The sequence below is a fragment of the Devosia sp. genome, from assembly GCF_048261455.1.
Taxonomy (GTDB): Bacteria; Pseudomonadota; Alphaproteobacteria; order Rhizobiales; family Devosiaceae; genus Devosia_A.
Genome location: NZ_JBLXGA010000009.1, coordinates 59,519 through 80,601 on the forward strand (window position 1 = coordinate 59,519; position 21,083 = coordinate 80,601).

General features: G+C 64.7%; 18 protein-coding genes. 6 read left to right on the plus strand and 12 right to left on the minus strand.

Annotation, left to right across the window (positions count from 1 at the left end; translation table 11 throughout):
* Window positions 1-10: 10 nt before the first annotated feature.
* Together flgK and ACN0TK_RS11230 are read right to left on the minus strand one after the other, a co-directional pair.
* Window positions 11-1,858, minus strand: coding sequence for a flagellar hook-associated protein FlgK (gene flgK, locus ACN0TK_RS11225; protein ID WP_417309580.1), 1,848 nt, complete (start codon window positions 1,856-1,858; stop codon window positions 11-13).
* A gap of 59 nt (window positions 1,859-1,917) precedes the next feature.
* Window positions 1,918-3,687, minus strand: a complete 1,770-nt coding sequence (locus ACN0TK_RS11230) for a flagellar hook protein FlgE (protein WP_417309581.1) — start codon at window positions 3,685-3,687, stop codon at window positions 1,918-1,920.
* Between the two features lie 304 nt (window positions 3,688-3,991).
* On the opposite strand from ACN0TK_RS11230, the gene ACN0TK_RS11235 reads away from it, so the two are divergent.
* From ACN0TK_RS11235 to ACN0TK_RS11245, 3 genes are all read left to right on the plus strand, one after another.
* Window positions 3,992-4,465 carry a VOC family protein gene (locus ACN0TK_RS11235; RefSeq protein ID WP_417309670.1) on the plus strand — a complete coding sequence of 158 codons (474 nt, stop codon included), beginning with the start codon at window positions 3,992-3,994 and terminating at the stop codon, window positions 4,463-4,465.
* Window positions 4,466-4,547: 82 nt separating this feature from the next.
* Window positions 4,548-5,414, plus strand: coding sequence for an ATPase (locus ACN0TK_RS11240; RefSeq protein ID WP_417309582.1), 867 nt, complete (start codon window positions 4,548-4,550; stop codon window positions 5,412-5,414).
* Between the two features lie 59 nt (window positions 5,415-5,473).
* Window positions 5,474-6,391 carry a homoserine O-succinyltransferase gene (locus ACN0TK_RS11245; protein ID WP_417309583.1) on the plus strand — a complete coding sequence of 306 codons (918 nt, stop codon included), beginning with the start codon at window positions 5,474-5,476 and terminating at the stop codon, window positions 6,389-6,391.
* Between the two features lie 193 nt (window positions 6,392-6,584).
* Here the strand turns inward: ACN0TK_RS11245 and ACN0TK_RS11250 are convergent, their stop codons facing one another.
* Window positions 6,585-7,736 (minus strand): hypothetical protein, encoded by a 1,152-nt coding sequence (locus tag ACN0TK_RS11250; protein ID WP_417309584.1) that lies wholly within the window; start codon window positions 7,734-7,736, stop codon window positions 6,585-6,587.
* Complete coding sequence (locus tag ACN0TK_RS11255; RefSeq protein ID WP_417309585.1) at window positions 7,733-9,685, minus strand: glycosyltransferase family 2 protein; 1,953 nt, start codon at window positions 9,683-9,685, stop codon at window positions 7,733-7,735. The genes ACN0TK_RS11250 and ACN0TK_RS11255 overlap by 4 nt, the downstream gene beginning before the upstream one ends.
* 120 nt (window positions 9,686-9,805) lie before the next feature.
* On the opposite strand from ACN0TK_RS11255, the gene ACN0TK_RS11260 reads away from it, so the two are divergent.
* The 3 genes from ACN0TK_RS11260 (at window position 9,806) to ACN0TK_RS11270 (ending at window position 12,980) form a co-directional block, all read left to right on the plus strand.
* Window positions 9,806-11,260: a YcjX family protein gene (locus ACN0TK_RS11260; RefSeq protein ID WP_417309586.1), complete on the plus strand. Its 1,455-nt coding sequence runs from the start codon at window positions 9,806-9,808 to the stop codon at window positions 11,258-11,260.
* Window positions 11,257-12,282: a YcjF family protein gene (locus tag ACN0TK_RS11265; protein ID WP_417309587.1), complete on the plus strand. Its 1,026-nt coding sequence runs from the start codon at window positions 11,257-11,259 to the stop codon at window positions 12,280-12,282. The genes ACN0TK_RS11260 and ACN0TK_RS11265 overlap by 4 nt, the downstream gene beginning before the upstream one ends.
* A 116-nt stretch (window positions 12,283-12,398) precedes the next feature.
* Complete coding sequence (locus tag ACN0TK_RS11270) at window positions 12,399-12,980, plus strand: NADPH-dependent FMN reductase (protein WP_417309588.1); 582 nt, start codon at window positions 12,399-12,401, stop codon at window positions 12,978-12,980.
* 13 nt (window positions 12,981-12,993) lie between these two features.
* Here the strand turns inward: ACN0TK_RS11270 and ACN0TK_RS11275 are convergent, their stop codons facing one another.
* The 8 genes from ACN0TK_RS11275 to cysG all read right to left on the minus strand — a co-directional run bounded on the left by ACN0TK_RS11275 (window position 12,994) and on the right by cysG (window position 20,851).
* Window positions 12,994-13,770, minus strand: a complete 777-nt coding sequence (locus ACN0TK_RS11275) for an EAL domain-containing protein (protein WP_417309589.1) — start codon at window positions 13,768-13,770, stop codon at window positions 12,994-12,996.
* Window positions 13,771-13,863: 93 nt separating this feature from the next.
* Entirely contained in the window at window positions 13,864-14,535 is a 672-nt protein-coding gene (locus tag ACN0TK_RS11280; RefSeq protein ID WP_417309590.1) for a hypothetical protein, read from the minus strand.
* A 6-nt stretch (window positions 14,536-14,541) separates the two neighbouring features.
* Window positions 14,542-14,862 (minus strand): 2Fe-2S iron-sulfur cluster-binding protein, encoded by a 321-nt coding sequence (locus tag ACN0TK_RS11285; protein ID WP_417309591.1) that lies wholly within the window; start codon window positions 14,860-14,862, stop codon window positions 14,542-14,544.
* 163 nt (window positions 14,863-15,025) lie between these two features.
* A complete protein-coding gene (locus ACN0TK_RS11290) occupies window positions 15,026-16,051 on the minus strand; it encodes an NAD(P)/FAD-dependent oxidoreductase (RefSeq protein WP_417309592.1) in 1,026 nt (341 codons plus the stop codon).
* A gap of 121 nt (window positions 16,052-16,172) precedes the next feature.
* Window positions 16,173-17,462 carry a phosphoadenylyl-sulfate reductase gene (locus tag ACN0TK_RS11295; protein ID WP_417309593.1) on the minus strand — a complete coding sequence of 430 codons (1,290 nt, stop codon included), beginning with the start codon at window positions 17,460-17,462 and terminating at the stop codon, window positions 16,173-16,175.
* Between the two features lie 47 nt (window positions 17,463-17,509).
* Complete coding sequence (locus ACN0TK_RS11300; RefSeq protein WP_417309594.1) at window positions 17,510-19,168, minus strand: nitrite/sulfite reductase; 1,659 nt, start codon at window positions 19,166-19,168, stop codon at window positions 17,510-17,512.
* A complete protein-coding gene (locus ACN0TK_RS11305; protein WP_417309595.1) occupies window positions 19,155-19,460 on the minus strand; it encodes a DUF2849 domain-containing protein in 306 nt (101 codons plus the stop codon). The genes ACN0TK_RS11300 and ACN0TK_RS11305 overlap by 14 nt, the downstream gene beginning before the upstream one ends.
* On the minus strand, window positions 19,460-20,851 hold the full coding sequence (gene cysG / locus ACN0TK_RS11310) for a siroheme synthase CysG (protein ID WP_417309596.1): 1,392 nt from the start codon (window positions 20,849-20,851) through the stop codon (window positions 19,460-19,462). Before cysG ends, ACN0TK_RS11305 begins: the two co-directional genes overlap by 1 nt.
* Between the last annotated feature and the right edge of the window lie 232 nt (window positions 20,852-21,083).

The window sequence follows — 21,083 nt, forward strand, 5'->3', positions numbered from 1 at the left end:
GAGTGTGTCCTCAGATTCGCAGCAGCGCGTCGATCAGTTCCTGCACGGTCGAAACCACGCGGGCATTGGCGGAATAGGCGTTCTGAAGTTCGATCAGCCGCGCCATTTCCTCGTCGATGTCGACGCCATATTCGGCGTCCAGCCGTTCCGACAGCGCCGTCATGGTCAACGCCTGCGTGGTTGAGTCCGCCAGCGCGGTGCTCGCCATGTTGCCGACGTAGTTGATGGTCTGCGAGACGAGATCGCTGACCGTGCCGGCAATGCGGAAGACGGCGTTGCGGTCGCTGGACCCTGCCCCACCGGCGAAGCGCAGATTGTCCAGATTGCTGACCAGCTGATCGACACGGGTTGCATCACCCAGCGAACTCGTCGGGTCATACTGAACGAGCAGCTTGGTGTCGTTGATGATCGCCGGATTGACCCGGATACGCGACGCGAAGCCGAGCTTCTGGCCGGCGTTGTCGAGGCTGTTGGTGAAATCGGCGTTGAAGGTGTCGACGAAGAGCGACAGCCCCTTGGCGCCGGTCTGCGCCCCGGTGACGGTGGCGCGGGCATTCAGTGACAGCATGTCGATCGTGCCGGTGGGACCGTCATCGACCAGCCGCAGCGTGGTGCCGGAGGGATTGCTGACGGCGATGGAACTGCCCATCGCATCCTGCAGCTGGGTGGCGACGCTGGCAGTGCCACCCGAGAAATTGAGACCGATCACCCGGACGCCGTTGGCATCCTTGTAGTCCATGGGCAGCTTGGCAGTGTCGTCGACGCGCACCGCGCGGACATTCTTTTCGATACCGTTCTCCAGATAGGAGAAGGTGAAGTCGTTGCCGTTGCGCAGCGCGCCGATATCGACCTCATAGCCGGCGCTGGCGCCGACGGTGACGTCGGTGCCCGGGGTGATCTCGGTCGACATGGCCTGGGCCAGTGCCGCGGCCACTTCATCAAGCTGCGCCTGGGTGTCGACGAGATCGCCATCACGCAGCTGGATAAGTCCGGCGAGCTCACCGGAGCGGAAGACGTTCTGGCCAACCAGATCGAGGGTCAGGCCTGAAGGGGTTTCGAGGGTGAGCGTGCCGACACCGTTCTGTTCGGGATCGACATTGGCCAGCGAGGTGGCGTCGAGCGCACCGGCACTCTGAAAGGCAAAGACAGAAGCGCGATTATCGAGCAGGCCGACACCCGAGCGGGTCATGATCGAAACCGTATCGTCCGGCCGATAGGTGACGCGAATGTCGAGGGCGTTCGACAGGTCATTGAGCAACCGGTCGCGCTGATCGAGCATGGCGGCGCGGGAGCCGGCATCGATGCCGCCGTCGGGCATGCGGGTGTTGATGTCCTCGAGCGCACCCAGCATGGAGTTGAGATCGTTGACCGTCGTGGCGATCTTGCCCTCGATCTCGCCGCGCATCGACTGGATGTCGCCGCTCATGCGGTTGAGCGTTTCAGCGAGGATCTGCGCCTGCTGCACGGTTTCGGCGCGGCTGGCAAAACTGTCCGGCGTCGTCGCCAGGGTGACCAGCGAATTCTGGAAGCCGGCGTAGGCGGTGTCGAGCGAGCCCGTGGTGCCGGGCTTGCCCATCAGCGTCTGCAGCCGGTCCAGATAGGTGGACCGGACATCTGCAAAGCCAGATCCGGAAATCGCCGAGGTGTAGTGCTTTTGCAGGCTTTCGTTGAAGGCACGGGTGATCGTGCCCTCGCGCGCATAGGCCGAGTTGATGCCCAGCGTGTCGATGACCGAGACGGACTGCTTGTGATAGCCCGGCGTGCCCGCATTGGACACATTGCGGGACAGCACTTCCATCGAGCTCTGACCGACCCGAAGGCCGGAAAGTGCATTGCTGAGCGTAACCGAAAGACCCATATCGCCTTACTCCTGCCGGATGAGCGGACGCGGCATCGGCCGAGCCCCAAACCCGTGCGTCAGCGCACCATGTTCAGCGCTTCCTGCAGCATCTGGTCGGCCGTCGACACGATGCGGGTGCCAGCGGCGTAAGCCTGCTGGGTGATGATGAGCTTGGTGAACTCGTTGGAAATGTCGGTGTTCGACGCTTCCAACGAAGCCCCAAGGATGCCACCGCCGTTGTCGAGGATCGGCTCGCCCGACTCCGAGGTCGCTGCGAAGACACCGCCGTCGAGGCGCTTGAGCTGGTTGACGGCATTGAAGTTGGCAGTGACCACCTGGGCCACTTCGAGCTGCTGGCCATTGTCATAGGCAGCAACGACGCGGCCATTGTCGGAAATGGCGATCGAGATGAACTCGCCGGCCGCATAGCCATTCTGGCTGAGCGCGGTGACTTCAGCGGTGCCGTTGACGTCGGCGAACTGGGTCAGGCCATTGGCGCCATGCTGCAGACGGATATCTCCGACGTCGATGCCGTTGATGGTCAGCCCGGTGATGTCGGTGTTGTCGATCGCGGGTTGAGGCGAACCATTGGCCGAAAACTGGTAGTCGTCGCCGACGCGCGTCCAGGCCGGAGCCGTGCCAGTGGCGCTGCCGTCGGTCTGCACGAACAGATTCCAGCGTTCGGCGCCGCCATTGTCGATCGAGTTGACCTTGGCCCAGCGCAACTGGACGTTCGCTGGCGCGCCATTGTCGGCATAGACCGTGATGGCACCGCCCGAAATCGTCTGGGCCAGGAATTCGTCGACGTCATCGGCAGCAATCTCGTCGACCCGGGCCGCCAGTGCGGCAGTCGAGGAGACAGTCGGGTCCGTCGTCACATCGGCAAGCGCGAAACCGGTCAGCGCCGACCCCGTCGTGTTATCGGTGATCGTCACGCTGTCGGTTGTATTGCCGGCGGTGATGGTGATCACGCCGCCCGATGCGGCGACCGTGGCACCGGTGGCGCCGGCGGCCTGCAGTTGCGCCTGGATGGTCCCCAGCAACTCGTCGACCGTGTCGCTGGCCGCATCCGTCAGGTCGATATCGTTGCCGACCGTGCCGCCACCCGAATTGAAGGTGAAGTTGACCGTGGTGGCGCCAACGGTGACATCGAGCGTGTCACCGGCCATTGCGATGGTGCTGGCAGGGTCCGTACCTGTCACCGTGGCGCCGGTGGCCGTTGCGGCCTGATCAGGCGTGAGGCTGAGAAAGTCACGGGCATTCAGCAGTTCAGATCCGGCTGCCTGCGATTCCTGGTAGCGCGCCGTCTTGGGCAGCTGCGGCAAGTTGAGCTCGTAGTTGATGCGGCTGGTGCCAGCGGCGGGCAGGAAGGCATTGGTGATGCGCAGGACCTGCGGCACCGAGCCCGAGATATTCTGGGTCGTCGCGTCGATCGGCAGCCCCTTGAGATAGTAGCCAGAGCCGTTGACGAGGTAGCCATTCTTGTCGAGCTCGAAATCGCCACGCCGCGAATAGTAGTTGGCGCCGGAGAACACGGTGTCGCCGTCGGACTGGCCGGAGGACGGCTCAACAACGAAGAAGCCATCGCCATTGATGGCCATATGGGTTTCGGTGGAGGACCCCTGGACGTCACCCTGCAGATTATTGGTGGAGCGCGACTGGGCCAGCACGGAGCCCGCCGTCTGGCGCTTCTGCGCGGTATCGGGGATCAGGTCGACGAAGTCGGTATCGATCCGCTTGAAGCCGATGGTCTGACTGTTCGAGATATTGCCCGAGATGTTCTCGAGCGAGAAAGACTGGGCCGTCAGCCCGGTAACCGCGGTGGATAGTGCGCCGTAGATGCCCATCGTTCACTCCGTTTGACTTCGTGCCGGTTGGGCACGCATGGCTGAGCACAGACTTGCAAGCGCCGTGCCAGAGCGTCAGGGGATTGATTTTATTGATTTTTCCATCATTCCGCGGCATCCATTACCCGCCAGACAGGGCAAAAGAGTCCGGGTGAGTGGGCAGGACTTGCCGGGCTGGAGGGCGCTACTCCTGTGGGGTCGCAAGTGCCATCCGACGCGAAGGAACCGCTAGGCAGCTGAAAGTGGTCAGATGTAGACTTTGACTGTGATGGGACGGGCGCATTCGGGGAGGACTGACGTGCATATTCCAAAGACCAAGATCTGCATCTGGTATGACTGGGACGCAGAGGGGGCGGCGCGCTTTTACGCCGAGACCTTCCCCGACAGCGAAGTCCTGGCCGTCAGCACGGCGCCGAGCGATTTCCCACAGGGCGACAAAGACGCGGTCCTGACCGTCGAGTTCACGGTGCTCGGCATTCCGTGCCTGGGGCTCAACGGCGGACCGGAGCGCCCACATTCCGAGGCCTTCTCGTTCCAGGTCGCGACGGATGACCAGGAGGAGACCGACCGGTACTGGAATGCCATCGTCGGCAATGGCGGTGCCGAGAGCCAGTGCGGATGGTGTCGCGACCGCTGGGGCGTTTCCTGGCAGATCACGCCGCGTACGCTGACCGAGGCGATGTCCGCCGGCGGCAACGAGGCGAAGCGCGCCTTCGAGGCCATGATGCAGATGCGCAAGATCGACGTCGCGGCGATCGATGCGGCGCGGCGCGGCTGAACCCGACGGGCCCCGCCTGCCCTTGTGAGCCGCCCGGGCATCGTCTAAATGCTGGGCACACTTTGACCGGGCCGACATCCTCATGCTGTTCGACACTCCAGATGCGTTTCGCGCTGCACCGCGCCATGCTGTGACGGTGTTCGGCATGGCCGGCGTCGGCAAGACGCGGCTGGCCGCGCTGCTGCGCAAGAACCAGTGGTTCCACTATTCGGCGGACTACCGGATCGGCACGCGCTACATGGGCGAATTCATCGTCGACAACTTCAAGGCCGAGGCCATGAAGGTGCCGTTCCTGCGCGAACTGCTGCGCTCGGACTCGATCAAGATCGACAGCAATATCACCTTTGCCAATCTCGACCCGTTGTCGACCTATCTCGGCCGGCCGGGCGACACGGACAAGGGCGGGCTGCCGCTGGCCGAATACCAGCGCCGGCAGGAGCAGCACCGGGTGGCCGAGATCGCCGCGCTGCAGGATGTGCCGCGCTTCATCGAACGCGCGGACAAGCTTTACGGCTACAGCAATTTCATCGCCGATACCGGCGGCTCGCTGATCGAGGTGGTGGATCCTTCCGACCCGGACGATCCGGTGATCGCGGCGCTGAAGCCGCATACGGTGATGCTCTATATCCGCGGCACGGAAGCCGATGCGGCCGAACTGATCCGGCGGTTCTGCCAGAACCCAAAGCCGATGTATTACCAGCCGGAATTCCTGGTGGCGAAGTGGGCCGAGTTCAAGCGCATGCACGGCATCGAGAACGATGCCGACGTCGACCCGGAGGCCTTCGGTGCCTGGGGCTTCGAGGCGCTGCTGCATGACCGGCTGCCGCGCTATCAGGCGCTGGCCGATGCCCATGGCTATGTGGTCGAGGCGCGCGACATTGCTGCCGTGAACGATGGTGAGGACTTCATCGAACTGGTGGCCGAGGCGATCGGGAAACGAATGCGATAGCGCCACCCGGCGCCGCAAACCCGTAACCGTTTCCTCACCTGAATTGACCGGAGGCCAATATGCCTATCCGTATTCCTGACGACCTGCCCGCCCGCAAGACGCTCGAGACCGAGGGCGTGACCGTGATGGATTCGTCCCGCGCGGCGCGCCAGGACATCCGCCCGCTGCAGATCGGTTTGCTGAACCTGATGCCCAACAAGGAGCGCACCGAGACGCAGTTCGCCCGGCTGATCGGCGCGACGCCGCTGCAGATCGACCTGACGCTGGTGCGGATCACCGATCACCAGTCCAAGCACACGTCGGAGGATTACCTCAACAGCTTCTATTCAACCTGGGAAGAGGTGCGGGAGCGCAAGTTCGACGGGCTGATCGTCACCGGCGCGCCGATTGCGCATATCCCGTTCGAGGACGTGAAATACTGGTCGGAGATGGTCGAGATCATGAACTGGACCGGCACCAATGTGCACCACACGATGTTCATCTGCTGGGGCGCGCAGGCGGCCCTGCACCATTTCCATCAGGCGCGGCGCTATCGCATGGCGCAAAAGGCGTTCGGGGTGTTCAGGCACAAGCTGACCGGCGGGCCGACCCCGTGGCTGCGCGGCTTTTCGGACAGCCCGATGATCCCGGTGAGCCGCTACAATGATATCGACAAGGCGAGCCTTGGGCCCGAGCTCGAGGTGCTGATCGACAATGACGAGATCGGCGTCTGCCTGATCGAGGATCACAGCCGCCCTGCCCTCTATATGCTCAACCACCTCGAGTACGACCACCGCTCGCTGGCCGACGAGTTCGAGCGGGATGTGGCCGCGGGGCTCGACCCGGCGCCGCCGCGCAATCTGTTTCCGAGTGGCGACACGACCATCGAGCCCGAGAACCGCTGGCGCAGCCATGCGCATCTGTTGTTCCAGAACTGGATCAACGAGATCTACCAGACGACGCCCTATGACAGCGCCGAGATCGGCATGCGCGACTGAACGGGAAAACGGATTTCGTTCATTTCGTTTCGCGTTTTTCGCCCCTCCGCCGCGCCCGCATCTCAGCTATCGAAGAGGATAGCACATGCCGGCGTGGCGGGGATTTCCCGCTGCTGATGCCGGTGTCTGCCCCGGGATCGCCGCGCCTTTGCCACGAAGCTGACGGTCGTTGCTGCGGCAGGTCACTGCCCGTCTAGCGCAACCACATCTGGCCGATATTTCCCGGCACATCGTAGAGCAGCGCGGCTGCCCAGCGGGGCTGTTCGGCAAAGCCGGCGAAATACCAGCTCGAGATGGCACTGAGGACCAGCAGTAGGACCGAGAAGATCTGCAGGGTGCGTGGCAGGCGAATGATGCCGGCCCAGCAGATGAAGGCGGTCAGCAGGGTCACCGGCGGCACGAAGCCGGGCATGTCGGTATCGAGGACGACGCGCGCTACCGACAGGGCCAGCGGCAGGACGATCACGGCCAGGGCGCTGAAGATGCTGCGGCGCTGCGGCAGACTGGGCCAGACGCAATAGAGGAGCGGCACGACGAGAACCGGCGCGAAGACCGCCAGCGCCGTCACCGAGCCAAGGATGTCGCCGATGTGCCAGGACGAATAGAGCTTCACATAAGGCAGGATGGCCGTCGACAGGTCGAGCCCGGCCTGCGCCAGAAAGCCCAGAATGCCGATGATGGTGATGACGGTGGGGAGCGTCGCGACCAGCAGCATGGCGACGAAGGCGCGCGGATCGGAGCGGCCGTCGGGATCCGCGAGGGTCGCGGCGAGCGCCAGCGGCAGGATGAACAGCGTGGTGACCGGGCTCGCCAGCAGCAGCAGCGGCAGCAGCAGGCTTAGCCCGATGGCGGACTGCACATCGCCCACCTCCTCGATGTGGCGGATGGCGGGCACCATGGCGGCGACGACGAAATAGATCGGCAGGTAGCGGCTTTCGGCCGTGATGCCATAGAGCAGCCCGGTGTGGAGGCCGAGCGCAACAACCGCGGTGACGGCGATGGGGATCGACCAGTAGTTGGTGCGCAGCAGGTAGTAGAGCCAGCCGAAGCCGATGCCACCCGCGATAGCCATGATAACCGAGAGGGCAATCTCCCGCCCCGGCCCACGCGGAAACAGGCTGACGAAATGCAGCACGGCATGGGACAGCCAGCCGCCCTCGCGCCAGATTTCGCCGGTGAGGATGGCGCCGAGATCGGCGCGCGGATAGCCGCCATGGATGACCCGCAACCCGGCAAAGCCAAAGACCAGCGCGGCGATGACGACGACGGCGACCACCCCGGCGCGCAGATAGGGCCGCTCGGACGGTGGGGCGCGCAAGGCGCCTGCGACATCGGCGATGCTCATGGCGCCGCCTTGCGCGCTGCGGCCTGCGCATCGAGCGACTTCTGGGTGACGCTGGAGGTGCCGTGCTCGGTCTTTTCCCAATAGTGCGGCTTCACGATCAGCTGCCAGAACGCCTTGTAGGCGGCAACCGAGTGCAGGATCCAATAGGCGGGCAAGAGGATGCCGACGGGCACCAGATCATAGTAGCGGCGCTTGAGGGCGGCGATGACGCCGAAATAGACCAGGAACAGGTTGCCGACGACGAGGTTGAACAGCGCCATGGTGCCGAATGGTTCTGGGAAGAGCCAGCCGAACTCGCCGGAATTGGTGAACCACACCAGCAGCGTGATGACCCAGAGGATGGGGGCCAGCAGCATGGTGAAGGGCGGCGCGCCGATGAAGAAATGGAAGGCGAAGAAGCCCTTGAAGCCGATGGTGCGATAGAGCTGGATGGGATGGCGCATATGCACCAGCCAAGTCTGCATATAGCCCTTCACCCAGCGCGAGCGCTGCTTGATCCAGCTCGGCAGGACGCCATTGGCCTCCTCGTAGGTCGTCGAGTTGATGACTCCGACGGTGTAGCCCTCCTGCGCCAGCCGCACGCCGAGATCGGCATCTTCGGTGACATTGTAGGGGTCCCAGGCGCCGACCTTGCGCAGCGCGGAGAGCTTGAAGTGATTTGAGGTGCCGCCGAGCGGGATCGGCACCTTGAGCCAGTCGAGGCCGGGCAGCAGGAAATCGAACCACTGGCTGTATTCGAGCGTGAACATGCGCGTCAGCCAGTTTTCGTCGCGGTTGAAATAGTTCAGCCGCGCCTGGACGCAGGCGAGCCGCGGGTCGCCCTTTTGAAAGGCGATCACGGCTTTCTTCAACTGGTCGGGCTCGGGCTGATCCTCGGCGTCGTAGATGGTGACAAAAGCGCCGCGGGTGAACTGCAGTGCGTAATTGCAGGCCTTGGGCTTGGTCTTGGGCTCCGAGGGCGGGACGCGGACGATCTCGAAGGTGCCAGGCAGTTTCAGCGCCTTGGCGGCGTCGATGGTTTCGGTGTCCTCCTCCTCGAGCACCAGCTTCACCTCGAGCTTGGCGGCCGGGTAATCGAGATTTTTCAGCGCTTCGGTGAGCAGCGGCAGCACCTTGGCTTCGCGGAACATCGGCACCAGCACGGTATAGACCGGCAGGTCGGCGTCGGAGAGCGCAGCAATTTCTTCGGGCGTGATGTCGACATCGGCTTTGCGCGACGAGCCGACGAAGGTGAGGATGAACTTGAAGATGAAGGTGAGCGAATAGAGCGCGGTGAAGAACGCCATCACGGTGACGGCCGTACCATAGGGCGCGATGACGGCGGCGAGCGCGAGCATGGCGAGGCCGATCCACGCGACGAGCTTTTGCGGCTTGGTCAGCGTCACCTTGGAGGAATGATCGGGCTTCCAGGAGAACAGCGCCTCGCGGGCGAAGAAGCTGTCCCAGTCGCGGAACAGCTGGCTGGTCTGCCACAGGATATCGAAGGGCGAGGTGATGACGAACTCATAGGCGTCTTCACCGTAGCGCTCGTCGCACCAGAGGAAATGCTCGGTGGTGATCTCGGTGGTCGCGAGCAGCAGCTTGCCGTCGACGGTCCGCCAGGGAATGAGATTGCGGTTGGCGTAGTCGGCGCGATCCTCGATGCTGACGAGGCTGCGATCGATGGGCTCGCGCTGCAGATCGACGAAGGGCAGATCGTAGAGTTCGGCGACGGTGCGGTAATAATCCATCGGCCGGACCTGGCCGAGAGCGATCAGCGTCTGGGCGAGACTGGCGCCCCATTCGACCCGCTGGCGCAGAGCAATGGCGAGGCCGGTAAGGCTGATGAGCTTCTTTTCGACCAGCCTTTTGGAGACTTCGAAATGCAGGCGATCGCCCGAGGTATACTCCCGGGTCGCGCCCAGCAGCTCCGAGGTGTCGTCTTTGGTCGTTTGGACGAGGTGAACCATGGTGCGCATCAGCTCACACAAGGCTAAAGAAAAGCCGAATCAAGTGGCTGGAGCGCCAGCGCGTCTTGCAATTGCGGCGCGATGGCCTACCTCAGATCACCAACAAGACGAGGGCTGACGGTGCCGCCACGCGCGACCACACTGACCGACGAGATCGGCATCGCACTCGGCAATCTCGCCGATGCCGCCACCGCGCCCTTTGCGCCGACACTGCGGCTTGGGGTCACCGGGCTGAGCCGTTCGGGCAAGACCGTGTTCATCACCTCGCTGGTGCATAACTTGCTGACCGGCGGCCAGCTGCCAGGCTTTTCGGCGCTAACCGAGGGCCGCTTCATCGGCGCGCGGCTGGCGCAATATCCCGACGATGCGATGCCGCGCTTTGCCTATGAGGCACACCTGAAGGCGCTCACCGGGGCCGATCCGCACTGGCCGGAATCGACGAGTCGGATCAGCCAGTTGCGGCTGGAGCTTAAATTCCAGTCGCAAAAGCTGCTGCGCGGCATGGCGGGACCCGCAACGCTGAACCTCGACATTGTCGACTATCCCGGCGAGTGGCTGCTCGACCTGCCGCTCTTGTCGCTGAGCTATGCGGCGTGGAGCACGCAGGCGCTGGAGCGGGCCCGCCGGGCGCATTCTGCGGCGGAGGCCGCGCCGTTTCTAGCCGCGCTCGGCGAAGTCGACGGCACCGAAGAGGCGACGGACGCCCGGGCCAAGGCGCTGGCCGAGAGTTTTACCGACTATCTGCGGGCCAGCCGCGAGGACGGACGGGCGCTGAGCAGCCTGCCACCGGGGCGCTTTCTGCTGCCCGGCGACCTTGAAGGCAGCCCTGCCCTGACCTTTGCGCCCATGCCGCCGCCAGCGGGCAGCGCGCGATCGGGCAGTCTCTATGCGCTGATGCAGCGGCGCTACGACGCCTATAAGCAGGTGGTGGTTCGGCCGTTCTTTCGCGATCATTTCGCGCGGCTCGACCGACAGGTGGTGCTGGTCGACACGCTGCGGGCGCTCAACGCCGGACCGGCGGCGGTGGCCGACCTCGAAACGGCGCTGACCGAAATTCTCGCCTGCTTCCGCCAGGGCGACAACAATCCGCTGACCCGGCTGGTGGCACGCAAGATCGACCGGATTCTGTTCGCAGCCACCAAGGCCGACCATATCCACTCCTCGAGTCACGACCGGCTGGAGGCAGTGATGAGCCGGCTGGTGGCGGGCGCGGCCGGGCGGGCGAAATTTGCCGGGGCGCAGACGCGCTCGATGGCCATTGCCGGCATTCGCGCGACGCGGGACGGCGTGGTCAAGCAGAACGGCGATACGCATGAGGTGATCGTCGGCACGCCGATGGCCGGACAAAAGCTGGGCGATGTGACCTATGACGGCAAGACCGAGGTGGCGCTGTTCCCCGGTGACCTGCCCAAAGACCCCGAGCGGCTGTTCGAGGGCGGCGATCCGATCGGGCTGAATTTCCTGCGCTTCGTGCCGCCCAAGAAACTGGCGCGGAACGGCGAGGGCCATGTGGTGCTGCCGCATGTGCGCATGGACGGGGCGCTGGATTATCTGATCGGAGACCGGCTGCGATGACCGAGCCCTTTGCCCGCCCGACCAGCAGTGCCGCCGAGGTCACGGAAACGGTCCGGGCCCCGCGCGCCTTCAGCGCCGATGTCGCCGAGGCGGATGCGATCACCGCGCCGCTGAGCGACAGTGTGGCGCCGGTGGCCGAGGTGGCGCGGCCGCCGGGGTTCTTCGGCTGGCTGGGCCGGATCGTCTGGGTCACCGGCGGGTTGTTGGTGTCCCTGGCGCTCGGGCTGGCGGCAGAGCGGCTGGTGGCGGATCTGTTCGCGGCCCAGCCATGGCTGGGCTGGGTGGCGGTGGCGCTGATTATTGCGCTGGTTCTCGCGCTGGTGGTGATCATCGCCCGCGAGATCGGCGGGCTGATGCGCCTCCGGGCGCTCGAGACGCTGCGACGCGACGCGGCGCTGGCGCTCGAAACCGATACGCCGAAGGCCGGCAAGGCGGTGAGTGCCGAGCTGCTGCATATCTATTCTGGTCGTGCCGACATGGCGCGGACACGCGAGGCGGTCAGCGGGGCCGAAGAACAGATTTTCGACGGCGCCGAACATGTACGCCATGCCGAACGGCAGCTGATGGCGCCGCTCGATGCACGGGCCCGGGCGCTGACGGCGGCTTCGGCCCGGCGTGTGGCGCTGGTGACCGCCGTGTCGCCGCGGGCGCTGATCGACATCGCCTTCGTAATCTTCGAAAGCGTGCGGCTGGGCGGCGACATCGCCAGGCTCTATGGCGCGCGGCCGGGGTTCCTGGGCACCTGGAAGCTGCTGGGCGCGATTCTGGCGCATCTGGCGGTCACCGGCGGCCTGGTGCTGACCGACGGGGTGGTAGAGCAGCTCGTCGGCCAGGGCGTCGCCGCCAAGCTTTCGGCGCGGCTGGGCGAAGGCGTGGTGAACGGGCTGATGACCGTCCGCGTCGGCATCGCCGCCATCCGGGTGGTGCGGCCCCTGCCCTTTTCCGCACTTAAGCAGCCGGTGGTGAAGGACTTCATCCCCGAGCTCGCCAATGTGCTGAACGCGGACAAGAAGGCCGGCTAGCCAGGCCCGCATCGAACGCAGCGTTCGATGGTTACACCGGTGTGCCGCCTTGCGCGGCCGGGGTGACGGGCACATATGAGGCCTCAGTCACAAACCGTAACCAGCAGAGACCGATCATGTACAAGGTTGCCGTCATCGTCGGGTCGGCGCGCCCGACCTCCTCCAATCTCAAGCTCGCCAAGGCGCTCGAGAAACTGGCGGCCGGCAAGCTTTCCTTCCAGTATCTGCGGATCGACAACCTGCCGTTCTATGACGAGGCCTTGTGGGACAATCCCCCCGAGGTCGTCGTGCAGCTGAAGCGCGACATTGCTGCTGCCGATGCGGTGCTGTTCGTCACCCCCGAATACAACCGCTCGATCCCGGGCGTCTTGAAGAATGCGCTCGACTGGCCCTCGCGCCCCTATGGCGAGGGCGTGTGGTCGCACAAGCCGGCAGCGATTGCCGGCGCAACGGGCGGCGCCAGCGGCACGGCGGCGGCCCAGGCGCATCTGCGCTCGATCCTGCCGATGATGGGGCTGGCGCTGATGGGCGCGCCGGAGATCTATTTTCAGTCGCGGCCCGGCGCCTTCGACGAGAATGGCGAGATTACCGACGAGCGCGTGCGCACCAATCTGACGATCTGGGTGGACCGGTTCAGCGACTGGATCGCCCGGTTCGCGACGCCCGCAACCGAGGTTGCCGCCCGCAAGGCGAGCTGAGGCGCCGACGAGATCAGGCGGCGACGGCCTGCAGCAGGGGAATGGCGCTCGCCGGGCGGAAGGTCTCGATTTCCGGCCGCGCCAGATAATAGCCCTGGAACAGGCGAATGCCGAGGCTGCGCAGATAGCGGAACTCGGCTTCGGTCTCGATGCCCTCAGCCAGCACCGTTACGCCGAGTTCGGCGGCGATGCCTAGGATACCGCGGATCACCACCTGGCGGGCCGGCGCCGCATCGACACCGCGCAACAGGTTCATGTCGAGCTTAATCACATCGGGCTGGAAGGCCGCGAGCAGGCTGAGACCGGCGTGACCGGCGCCAAAATCGTCTAGCGCGGTGGTAAAGCCCATGCGCTTGTAGCTTTCGACGATGTTCTGGACATGCGCGACATCGTCGATCCGCTCGTCCTCGGTAAATTCGAACATCAGCCGCGTCGGCGCGAAGCCGACGCGCTCGGCGGCCGCCAGCGAGGCCCGGATACAGGCGCGCGGCTCATAGACCGCATTGGGCTTGAAATTGATCGAGAGCCGCGCCGTGTCATTGCCGATGAGCCCGGCGCCGGCGAGTTCGATCGCCTTGACGCGACAGTCCTGGTCGAAATGGTAGCGGTTGGCCTCGGTCACCGCACCGAGCACGGCGGCAGCGCCCGCGCCGTCGGTGCCTCGCACCAGCGCCTCATAGCCCCATACGCTGCCGGCGACGGCATCGATGATGGGCTGAAAGGCCATGGTGAAGGCAACAGGAAAAGCCTCGCCGGAGCGGCAGGCATCGCAGGTGGCGCGGGCGGTCATTGGCAGGCTCGGAGGCAGCGTTGCAATGGCCCGAGCCTAGGCAATCCGCCTTAAAACTCCGCTACTTGTCATTTGACATGCGTTTCTATTGAATCAGCTTAGGATTTCTCGAGGCAGCAACAGCACGATGACCGAGTATCGAAGGCGTCCGCGCGATGACGGCAAGCTGCCATCCGGAGCGCGCAGCACTCGATAACCGAACGCTGCCCACAAAGTGGCGATAATGTAAGCCGCGAGCGGGAGGCCCCATAACAGGACGACCTCTGGCAGTTCGGACGCGATCATGTACCACATCAAGACATAGCTACCGCCGGTGATAACCAAGGCCTTGCTCCATGAGTTCCCCGTCAGCTGGGTGAGCTCTTCGCGCCCGTAGCGCTCCACGGGTTCGCCGGCACTCGCGTCCCCGTTATGTATACGCCAAGAGCTAAACGACTTCACCGCCGCTGTTCGCGTGAGTAACAGTAGTGTCGATGAAATGACGCTGGGCTTTTCCAGTACAAACCCGCCGTCGGGGGCTCTCAGAGCGGCAAAATATACCAGCTGGCTCCAGCCGATAAAGACCAGATAGACTACCGCTGCAAAGGCTACGGACAAGCTGATGGCTTCGCCCCAAAATGCAAAGCTCCATGCGACGGCGCAGACAAGCACTGCCATCAAACCGATGAGGAAGACCCGCCAGTTCATTGGTGCGAGGTCGCGAACAACCTCACGCGAGACTCGTTGCCGCAAGTTGGGTTCGGCGGGCAGGATAACCCGGGCCAAAGTCCCTCAATCCTTCGCGGCGCTCGGCGCCAGGGTGACGCGCATGCCGTCAAGATCGTCGCTCAGCAGGATCTGGCAGCTGAGGCGGGAGTTGGGCTTCTTGTCGAGGGTCGAATAGAGCAGATCTTCCTCGTCGTCCGAGGGCTCGGGGAGCTTTGCCAGCCATTCTTCATCGACATAGACGTGGCATGTGGCGCAGGAACAGGCGCCGCCGCACTCGGCCTTGATGTTGAGGCCCCAGTCGCGGATGACCTCCATGGTGCGCCAGCCGTCGAGCCCTTCGAGTTCGTGCTCGGTGCCGTCCTGGTCGGTGACGAAGATCTTCATCGGCCCGCTCTCTCCACCGGGACACCCCGGCGATTGCCGGGGCTCATCTTGATTTTGCGTCCTGCCGTCGCGCGGAGCGCCCCCCTGGCAGGTTTCCCGCTTCACCCGGGATCATAGTGGCTGGGTAGCCGCTCAGGGCAAAGGCGTCAATTGCTGCCCGGCGTCACGCGACGCCGAGCTTTTTCTGCAGCTTGGTCGAGCTGGTCGTGTACTGGAACACCACGCGCTGGTCGGGATCGACGATGTGCTTGGCGGCCTGGGCCATCAGCGCGGCTTCGTGGAAGCCCGAGAGGATCAGCTTCAGCTTGCCAGGGTAGTGGTTGATGTCGCCGATGGCGAAGACGCCGGGGACCGAGCTCTGGAATTTCTCGGTGTCGACGGAGATCAGGTTGTCGTTGAGCTCCAACCCCCAGTCGGCGACCGGGCCGAGCTTCATGGTGAGCCCGAAGAAGGGCAGCAGTCGCGTCGCGGGCAGCGTGGTGTCGCCGGCCTGCATGGTGAGGTGGACGTTTTCGAGCTGGCCGTCGGTGCCCTCGAGGCGCGCGACCTGGCCGAGCAGGAAGTTGATCTTGCCGTCGGCAACGAGCTCTTTCATCTGGTTGACCGAGGCCGGGGCCGCCTTGAAGGCGTCGCGGCGATGGACCAGCGTCAGCGAGCGGACGATCGGCTGCAGGTTCAGCGTCCAGTCGAGCGCCGAGTCGCCGCCGCCAACGATGACTACGTCCTGATCGCGGAAGTCGTCCATCTTGCGCACGGCGTAGAACACCGACTTGTTCTCGTATTCCTCGATGCCGGGCACCGGCGGGCGCTTGGGCTGGAACGAGCCGCCACCGGCAGCGATGACTACGACCTTGCACAGGAAGGTCTCGTCGGCATCGGTGGTGAGGCGGAAGCTGCCGTCCTCGAGCTTTTCGAGGCCGGTGACCATGCGCGAATAGTGGAATTCGGGACCGAAGGGCGCGATCTGCTGGAGCAGGTTGTCGGTGAGCCCCTGCCCGGTCACCACCGGGAAGCCGGGAATGTCGTAGATCGGCTTTTCCGGGTAGAGCTCGGCACACTGGCCGCCGGGGCGATCGAGAATGTCGATGACGTGGCACTTGAGATCCAGCAGACCAAGCTCGAACACGGCAAACAGGCCCACGGGGCCGGCGCCGATAATGACCACATCGGTTGTAATTTCGTTCGACATCTTATTCTCGCACTAGTCGGGTCAGAGAGCGCTCGCCCTCACCCATCAAGCCTTCCCCGGATTGGAGAGGAGACGCAGGAACCGCATGCCCGGTCGCGGGCGGCGGCGACGATTGTTCGGTTCAGACGGTTTCCACCGCGCGGCGGAGAAACGGCCGGGTGCCGGCGGGCACCTCGGTGCCGCCGACCGGCTGGTAATACAGGTCGACCGTCGTCAGGTCACCCTGTTCCAGCGCATGGCGGGTGGGCGCGTGGGTCACGACAAAGGCCCGGATGCCGCAGCGCAGCATCAGCGGGATCTGGTCGTGCAGCACATCGCCCACGGCGCGCAGCTCGCCGTTGAAGCCGAGCCGTTCGGTCAGCAGCCGGGCCGAGGAATAGTTCCGGCCATCGGTGAAAGCGGGAAAGCTCAGCGCGATCGAGGCAAAGCGGCCCAGATCGCCAGCGACGACATTGACGTCCTCGCCCGGCGCCACAAGCAGGCCCAGCGGATGCGGGTTGGCGAGGAAGGCATCGCGGTTTTCAACAAAGACCGCGAGCGGCACATGGGTGTAGCGCACCTTGGCGGGGTCATCGCCCTCGGCCCAGGCACGGAAGGGGTCGGCGGCGAAGGCGCCATCCTTGAACAGGTTCAGATCCTGGGCGGCCATGGGTTTTGCGATGGCTCCGTTGAAATCGAAATGGATGCCGCATTCTTTCTTGTTCAACCCGCGCCAGCGACCGGCACGCGGGTCTTCGCCTTCGGCCACGATGCTGGTGCACGGGGCGCAGCCGATGGACTTGTAGCCCATATGGTAGAGGGGATGCTCGGGCAAGTCGTGGCGGGCCTTGTAGGCCGCGACATCGTCGTCGGAGAAATAGGCCAGCGGGTTGACCTTGATCCGGTCGTCGCTGGTCAGCTCGAAATGCGGCAGCACGCCGCGTTCGACCGTCTGATAGCGCTTGCGGCCGGTGACCCAGCCGCCATAGCCGGCAACGCTGATATCGAGCGGCTCGGTCTTGCGGATATGGCAGCAGGAATCCGGATCGGTCTCCCACAGATCGCCATTGGGGTCGAAGCGGGCGACGTCCTTGTCGTCGGGATGGAGCGCCACGACATTGGTGAGACCCAGACGGGTCTTCAGCGTTTCGACATAGTCGAGCGTTTCGGGAAAATGCTTGCCGGTTTCGAGAAACAGAACCGGCAGATCCTTGTCGATTTCGGCGACCATGTGCAGCAGCACGGCAGAATCGGCGCCGAAGGACGAGACGATGGCGATGTCGCCGGGCAGCAGTTCCTCGACGGCCTGGCGTAACACGCCGACGCCATCCATTTCATCGAACATGCCATTGAGCGCCATGATGCCAAGGGCGCGCAGCTTTTCGTGCTGCGGCGCGGCGGGTGGCACGGGCGCGAGGCTAGCGGCAGGCATGGGCATGCTCCTCTGAAACGCCCGCGCGGGTCGATAGGCTTACCGGATCATGCAGTGCCATAAAGCGCCTCCTTGAAGGGCGCGTCGCCGAGGCGGCGGTAGGCGTCGATGAAGGGTTCGGCGTCGCTCGTGCGCTGGGCGAGATAGGTTTCGATCAACCGCTCGATGGCGGCCGGCACCTGATCCTCGGTGAAGCCGTGGCCGAGGATCTTGCCGATCGCCGCGTTCTCGGTGGCGTCGCCGCCGACGGTGATCTGATAGAGCTCGGTGCCCTTCTTTTCGACGCCCAGAATGCCGATGTGGCCGACATGGTGATGGCCGCAGGCATTGATGCAGCCGGAAATCTTGATCTTGAGATCGCCGATCTGCTGCTGGCGCTCGGGCGCCCCGAAGGTTTTTGAGATTTCCTGCGCGAGCGGAATGGAGCGCGCATTGGCCAGCGCGCAGAAATCCAGCCCCGGGCAGCAGATCATGTCGGTGATCTGGCCGGCATTGCCCTCTTCCAGCCCCTGCGCCACCAGCGCCTGATAGAGCGCCGGGAGGTCGGTGATCTTCACATGCGGGAAAACGAGATTCTGCTCGTGGGTGACGCGCAGTTCGTCGAAGGAATATTTCGCTGCGAGATCGGCGATCGCGTCCATCTGGGTGTCGGTCGCATCGCCCGGCGCGCCGCCGATGGGCTTGAGCGATATGGTGACCGAGACATAGCCCGGTTGGCGGTGCGGATGCAGGTTCCGCTCCAGCCAGCGGCCGTAAGACGGATTGACGATCTTTTCGCGCGGCACATCGAGGCTGGTCTCGTTGACCCGCTCGTAGTCGGGGGGCGCGAAATAGGCGGTGATGCGGTCGAGTTCGGCCTGCGGCAGGGTCAGCACCCCGCCCTTCACCTCGGCAAACTCGGCCTCGACCTGCTCGCGGATGGTGTCGATGCCGGTCTCGTGGACGAGGATCTTGATGCGCGCCTTGTATTTGTTGTCGCGCCGGCCATAGCGGTTGTAGACGCGCAGAATGCTCTCGAGATAGGCGAGTAGGTGCTCGTGCGGCACGAAATCGGAGATTTTCTTGCCGATCATCGGGGTGCGGCCGAGACCGCCGCCGACCCAGACCTGCCAGCCGATCTCGCCGGTGGCGGAGGTCGTCGCCTGCAGGCCGATATCGTGGAAGCGGATGGCGGCGCGATCGGACGGCGACCCGGTCATCGCGATCTTGAACTTGCGCGGCAGGAAGGTGAATTCCGGGTGGAGGCTCGACCACTGGCGCAGGATTTCGGCGACCGGGCGGGGATCGATGATCTCGTCGGCGGCGGCACCGGCGAACTGGTCGGTGGTGATGTTGCGGATGCAATTGCCCGAGGTCTGGATGGCATGCATTTCCACCGCCGCCAGATCCTCGAGAATCTTCGGGATATCGCGCAGCTTGGGCCAGTTGAACTGGATGTTCTGGCGCGTGGTGAAATGGCCATAGCCGCGGTCATAGGTGCGCGCGATATGGGCCAGCATGTGCATCTGGCGGCCGCTCATCGTGCCGTAGGGCACGGCGACGCGCAGCATATAGGCGTGCAGCTGCAGGTAGAGCCCGTTCATCAGCCGCAGCGGCCGGAACTGGTCCTCGTTGAGCTCGCCGGTGAGGCGGCGGGCCACCTGGTCGGCAAGCTGCGCCGTGCGTTCCTTCACGAACGCGGCGTCGAACTCGTCATATCGATACATGGCCGTCCTCGTCGAGATGCTGGCGGTCGAAACGCGGGGCGGTCGGGCCGTCGGCGCGTATGCGTTCACGGATGCGGTCGGGGTAGATCTGGCCCTCACGCAGCGTGACCTTTTCGGCCTCGACGCTGACGATGCGGCCCGTGGCCTTGGTGGCGGCGACGGCGGCGTCGCGCGCCTCCGCCTCCTCAGCCAGAAAGACCCGCGCCTGCTGCAGCGGCTCGACCCAGTTGCCGTCGCGGTCGAGATAGACAGTCGCGCCGCTGAGCAGCTCGTTGCCGGTCAATATTTCCATCATGCTACCCTGAATTCGGACCTGGCGAGAGCAATGGCCTCGCTCCAGTCGCCGTGCGCGATCGACTCGCCCACGAAAATGATTGCCGGCCCGTCGGCCAGATCGACGCCGCCCGCGGCGAGATCGCCCAGCGTGCCGCGATAGAGCAGCCGGTCCTTGCGGCCGGCCTGCACCACGAGGCCCACGGGAATGGCGGGGCTGGCGCCCTCGCCGATCAGCCGGGATGCGGTTTCGGCGGCGACCGACTTGCCCATGTAGAGCGCGAGCGTCAGCCCGGCGCTGGCGATCGCCGCCCAGTGGCGCAGTTCGCCGGAATTGGCGCCATGCGCGGTGGCCAGCACGAAGCCGGTCGAAACATTGCGCAGGGTGACCGGGGTCGCGGTATCAGCCGCCGCGGCGAGTGCGGCGGTGACGCCGGGGACAATGTGAAACGGAATGCCGTTGCGGCGCAGCGCGTCGATTTCCTCGCCGGCGCGGCCAAAGACCATGGGATCGCCGCCCTTGAGGCGCGCGACACGCTTGCCCTCGAGCCCGAGCCGCACGATCAGCGCGTTGATCTCGGCCTGGGTGAAGGAATGATGGCCCTTGCGCTTGCCGACGGAGATGCGCTCGGCGTCGCGCCGGCCCATTTCGACCACGGCAGCGGGCACCAGCGCGTCATGCACGACGACGTCGGCTTCCTGCAGCAGGCGCTGGGCGCGCAGGGTGAGCAGATCCTCGGACCCCGGACCGGCGCCGATGAGCCAGACGACCCCACCGGTCTCGCCGGCATCGGCGTGACGGTCGAGCGCGGCCTCGGCTGCTGCGGTCCCCTGCCCGCGCACCAGCGCGACCTCGATTTCCGGTGAGGTGACGATTTCCTCATAGTAGCGGCGGGCCCGTGCGCCCTGCAGCCGCTCGGCGACGCGGTGACGCATGGAGCCGGCCAGCCGGGCCAGCGCACCCAGATTTGGCGACAGCATGGCTTCGATCCGCGCGCGGATCAGACGCGCCAGCACCGGGGCATCGCCCTCCGATGCAATGGCGATGCTGAGCGGCGCGCGATCGATGATGGCCGGGGTATAGAAGTCGCACTCATGGGGCACGTCGACGACGTTGAGCGGGATGCCGCGGGCCCGGGCGGCGAGCTTGGCAGCGTCCCCATCGGGACCGTGATCGGCCACGAAGACCAGGGCCGCGCCCTCCAAGTCGGACTCAGTGAATGGCCGCGCGACGACGGTGACGGGCTGGTCGCTGAAATCGGCCTCGATCTGGCGAGACACGATCACGACCTCAGCAGTCGTCTTTATCGCCAGTCGGGTCTTGTTGAGGGCTTCTTCTCCACCGCCAACAATGACGATGCGCCGACCCTCGACCTTATAGCTGACCGGGAATGTATTGAGTTCACCCATTGGCGACCTTTCAGGCAGCGATACATAGTCGGATTGGGGTTTTGTAACAAGCTATTGAAAATGCAAAGGCTTTACTATTTCCTCTGCGGGCGCCCCAATAGAATGGCGGCAAGTTGAATGCCCCTGCGCCAGCCAAATGAATCCGCACCGGGGCGCATAGCGGAAAATCCATACGCGCACCCCAAACCAGACAGTGGTGGTGACGTCCAACCGGTATCACATTGGCGGGGGC

Excerpts from the sequence above, each read along its gene's own strand:
- flgK (WP_417309580.1), bottom strand. The coding sequence starts at position 1,858 with ATGGGTCTTTCGGTTACGCTCAGCAATGCACTTTCCGGCCTTCGGGTC.
- ACN0TK_RS11230 (WP_417309581.1), bottom strand. The coding sequence starts at position 3,687 with ATGGGCATCTACGGCGCACTATCCACCGCGGTTACCGGGCTGACGGCC.
- ACN0TK_RS11240 (WP_417309582.1), top strand. The coding sequence starts at position 4,548 with ATGCTGTTCGACACTCCAGATGCGTTTCGCGCTGCACCGCGCCATGCT.
- ACN0TK_RS11245 (WP_417309583.1), top strand. The coding sequence starts at position 5,474 with ATGCCTATCCGTATTCCTGACGACCTGCCCGCCCGCAAGACGCTCGAG.
- ACN0TK_RS11250 (WP_417309584.1), bottom strand. The coding sequence starts at position 7,736 with ATGAGCATCGCCGATGTCGCAGGCGCCTTGCGCGCCCCACCGTCCGAG.
- ACN0TK_RS11255 (WP_417309585.1), bottom strand. The coding sequence starts at position 9,685 with ATGGTTCACCTCGTCCAAACGACCAAAGACGACACCTCGGAGCTGCTG.
- ACN0TK_RS11265 (WP_417309587.1), top strand. The coding sequence starts at position 11,257 with ATGACCGAGCCCTTTGCCCGCCCGACCAGCAGTGCCGCCGAGGTCACG.
- ACN0TK_RS11270 (WP_417309588.1), top strand. The coding sequence starts at position 12,399 with ATGTACAAGGTTGCCGTCATCGTCGGGTCGGCGCGCCCGACCTCCTCC.
- ACN0TK_RS11275 (WP_417309589.1), bottom strand. The coding sequence starts at position 13,770 with ATGACCGCCCGCGCCACCTGCGATGCCTGCCGCTCCGGCGAGGCTTTT.
- ACN0TK_RS11285 (WP_417309591.1), bottom strand. The coding sequence starts at position 14,862 with ATGAAGATCTTCGTCACCGACCAGGACGGCACCGAGCACGAACTCGAA.
- ACN0TK_RS11290 (WP_417309592.1), bottom strand. The coding sequence starts at position 16,051 with ATGTCGAACGAAATTACAACCGATGTGGTCATTATCGGCGCCGGCCCC.
- ACN0TK_RS11295 (WP_417309593.1), bottom strand. The coding sequence starts at position 17,462 with ATGCCTGCCGCTAGCCTCGCGCCCGTGCCACCCGCCGCGCCGCAGCAC.
- ACN0TK_RS11300 (WP_417309594.1), bottom strand. The coding sequence starts at position 19,168 with ATGTATCGATATGACGAGTTCGACGCCGCGTTCGTGAAGGAACGCACG.
- ACN0TK_RS11305 (WP_417309595.1), bottom strand. The coding sequence starts at position 19,460 with ATGGAAATATTGACCGGCAACGAGCTGCTCAGCGGCGCGACTGTCTAT.
- cysG (WP_417309596.1), bottom strand. The coding sequence starts at position 20,851 with ATGGGTGAACTCAATACATTCCCGGTCAGCTATAAGGTCGAGGGTCGG.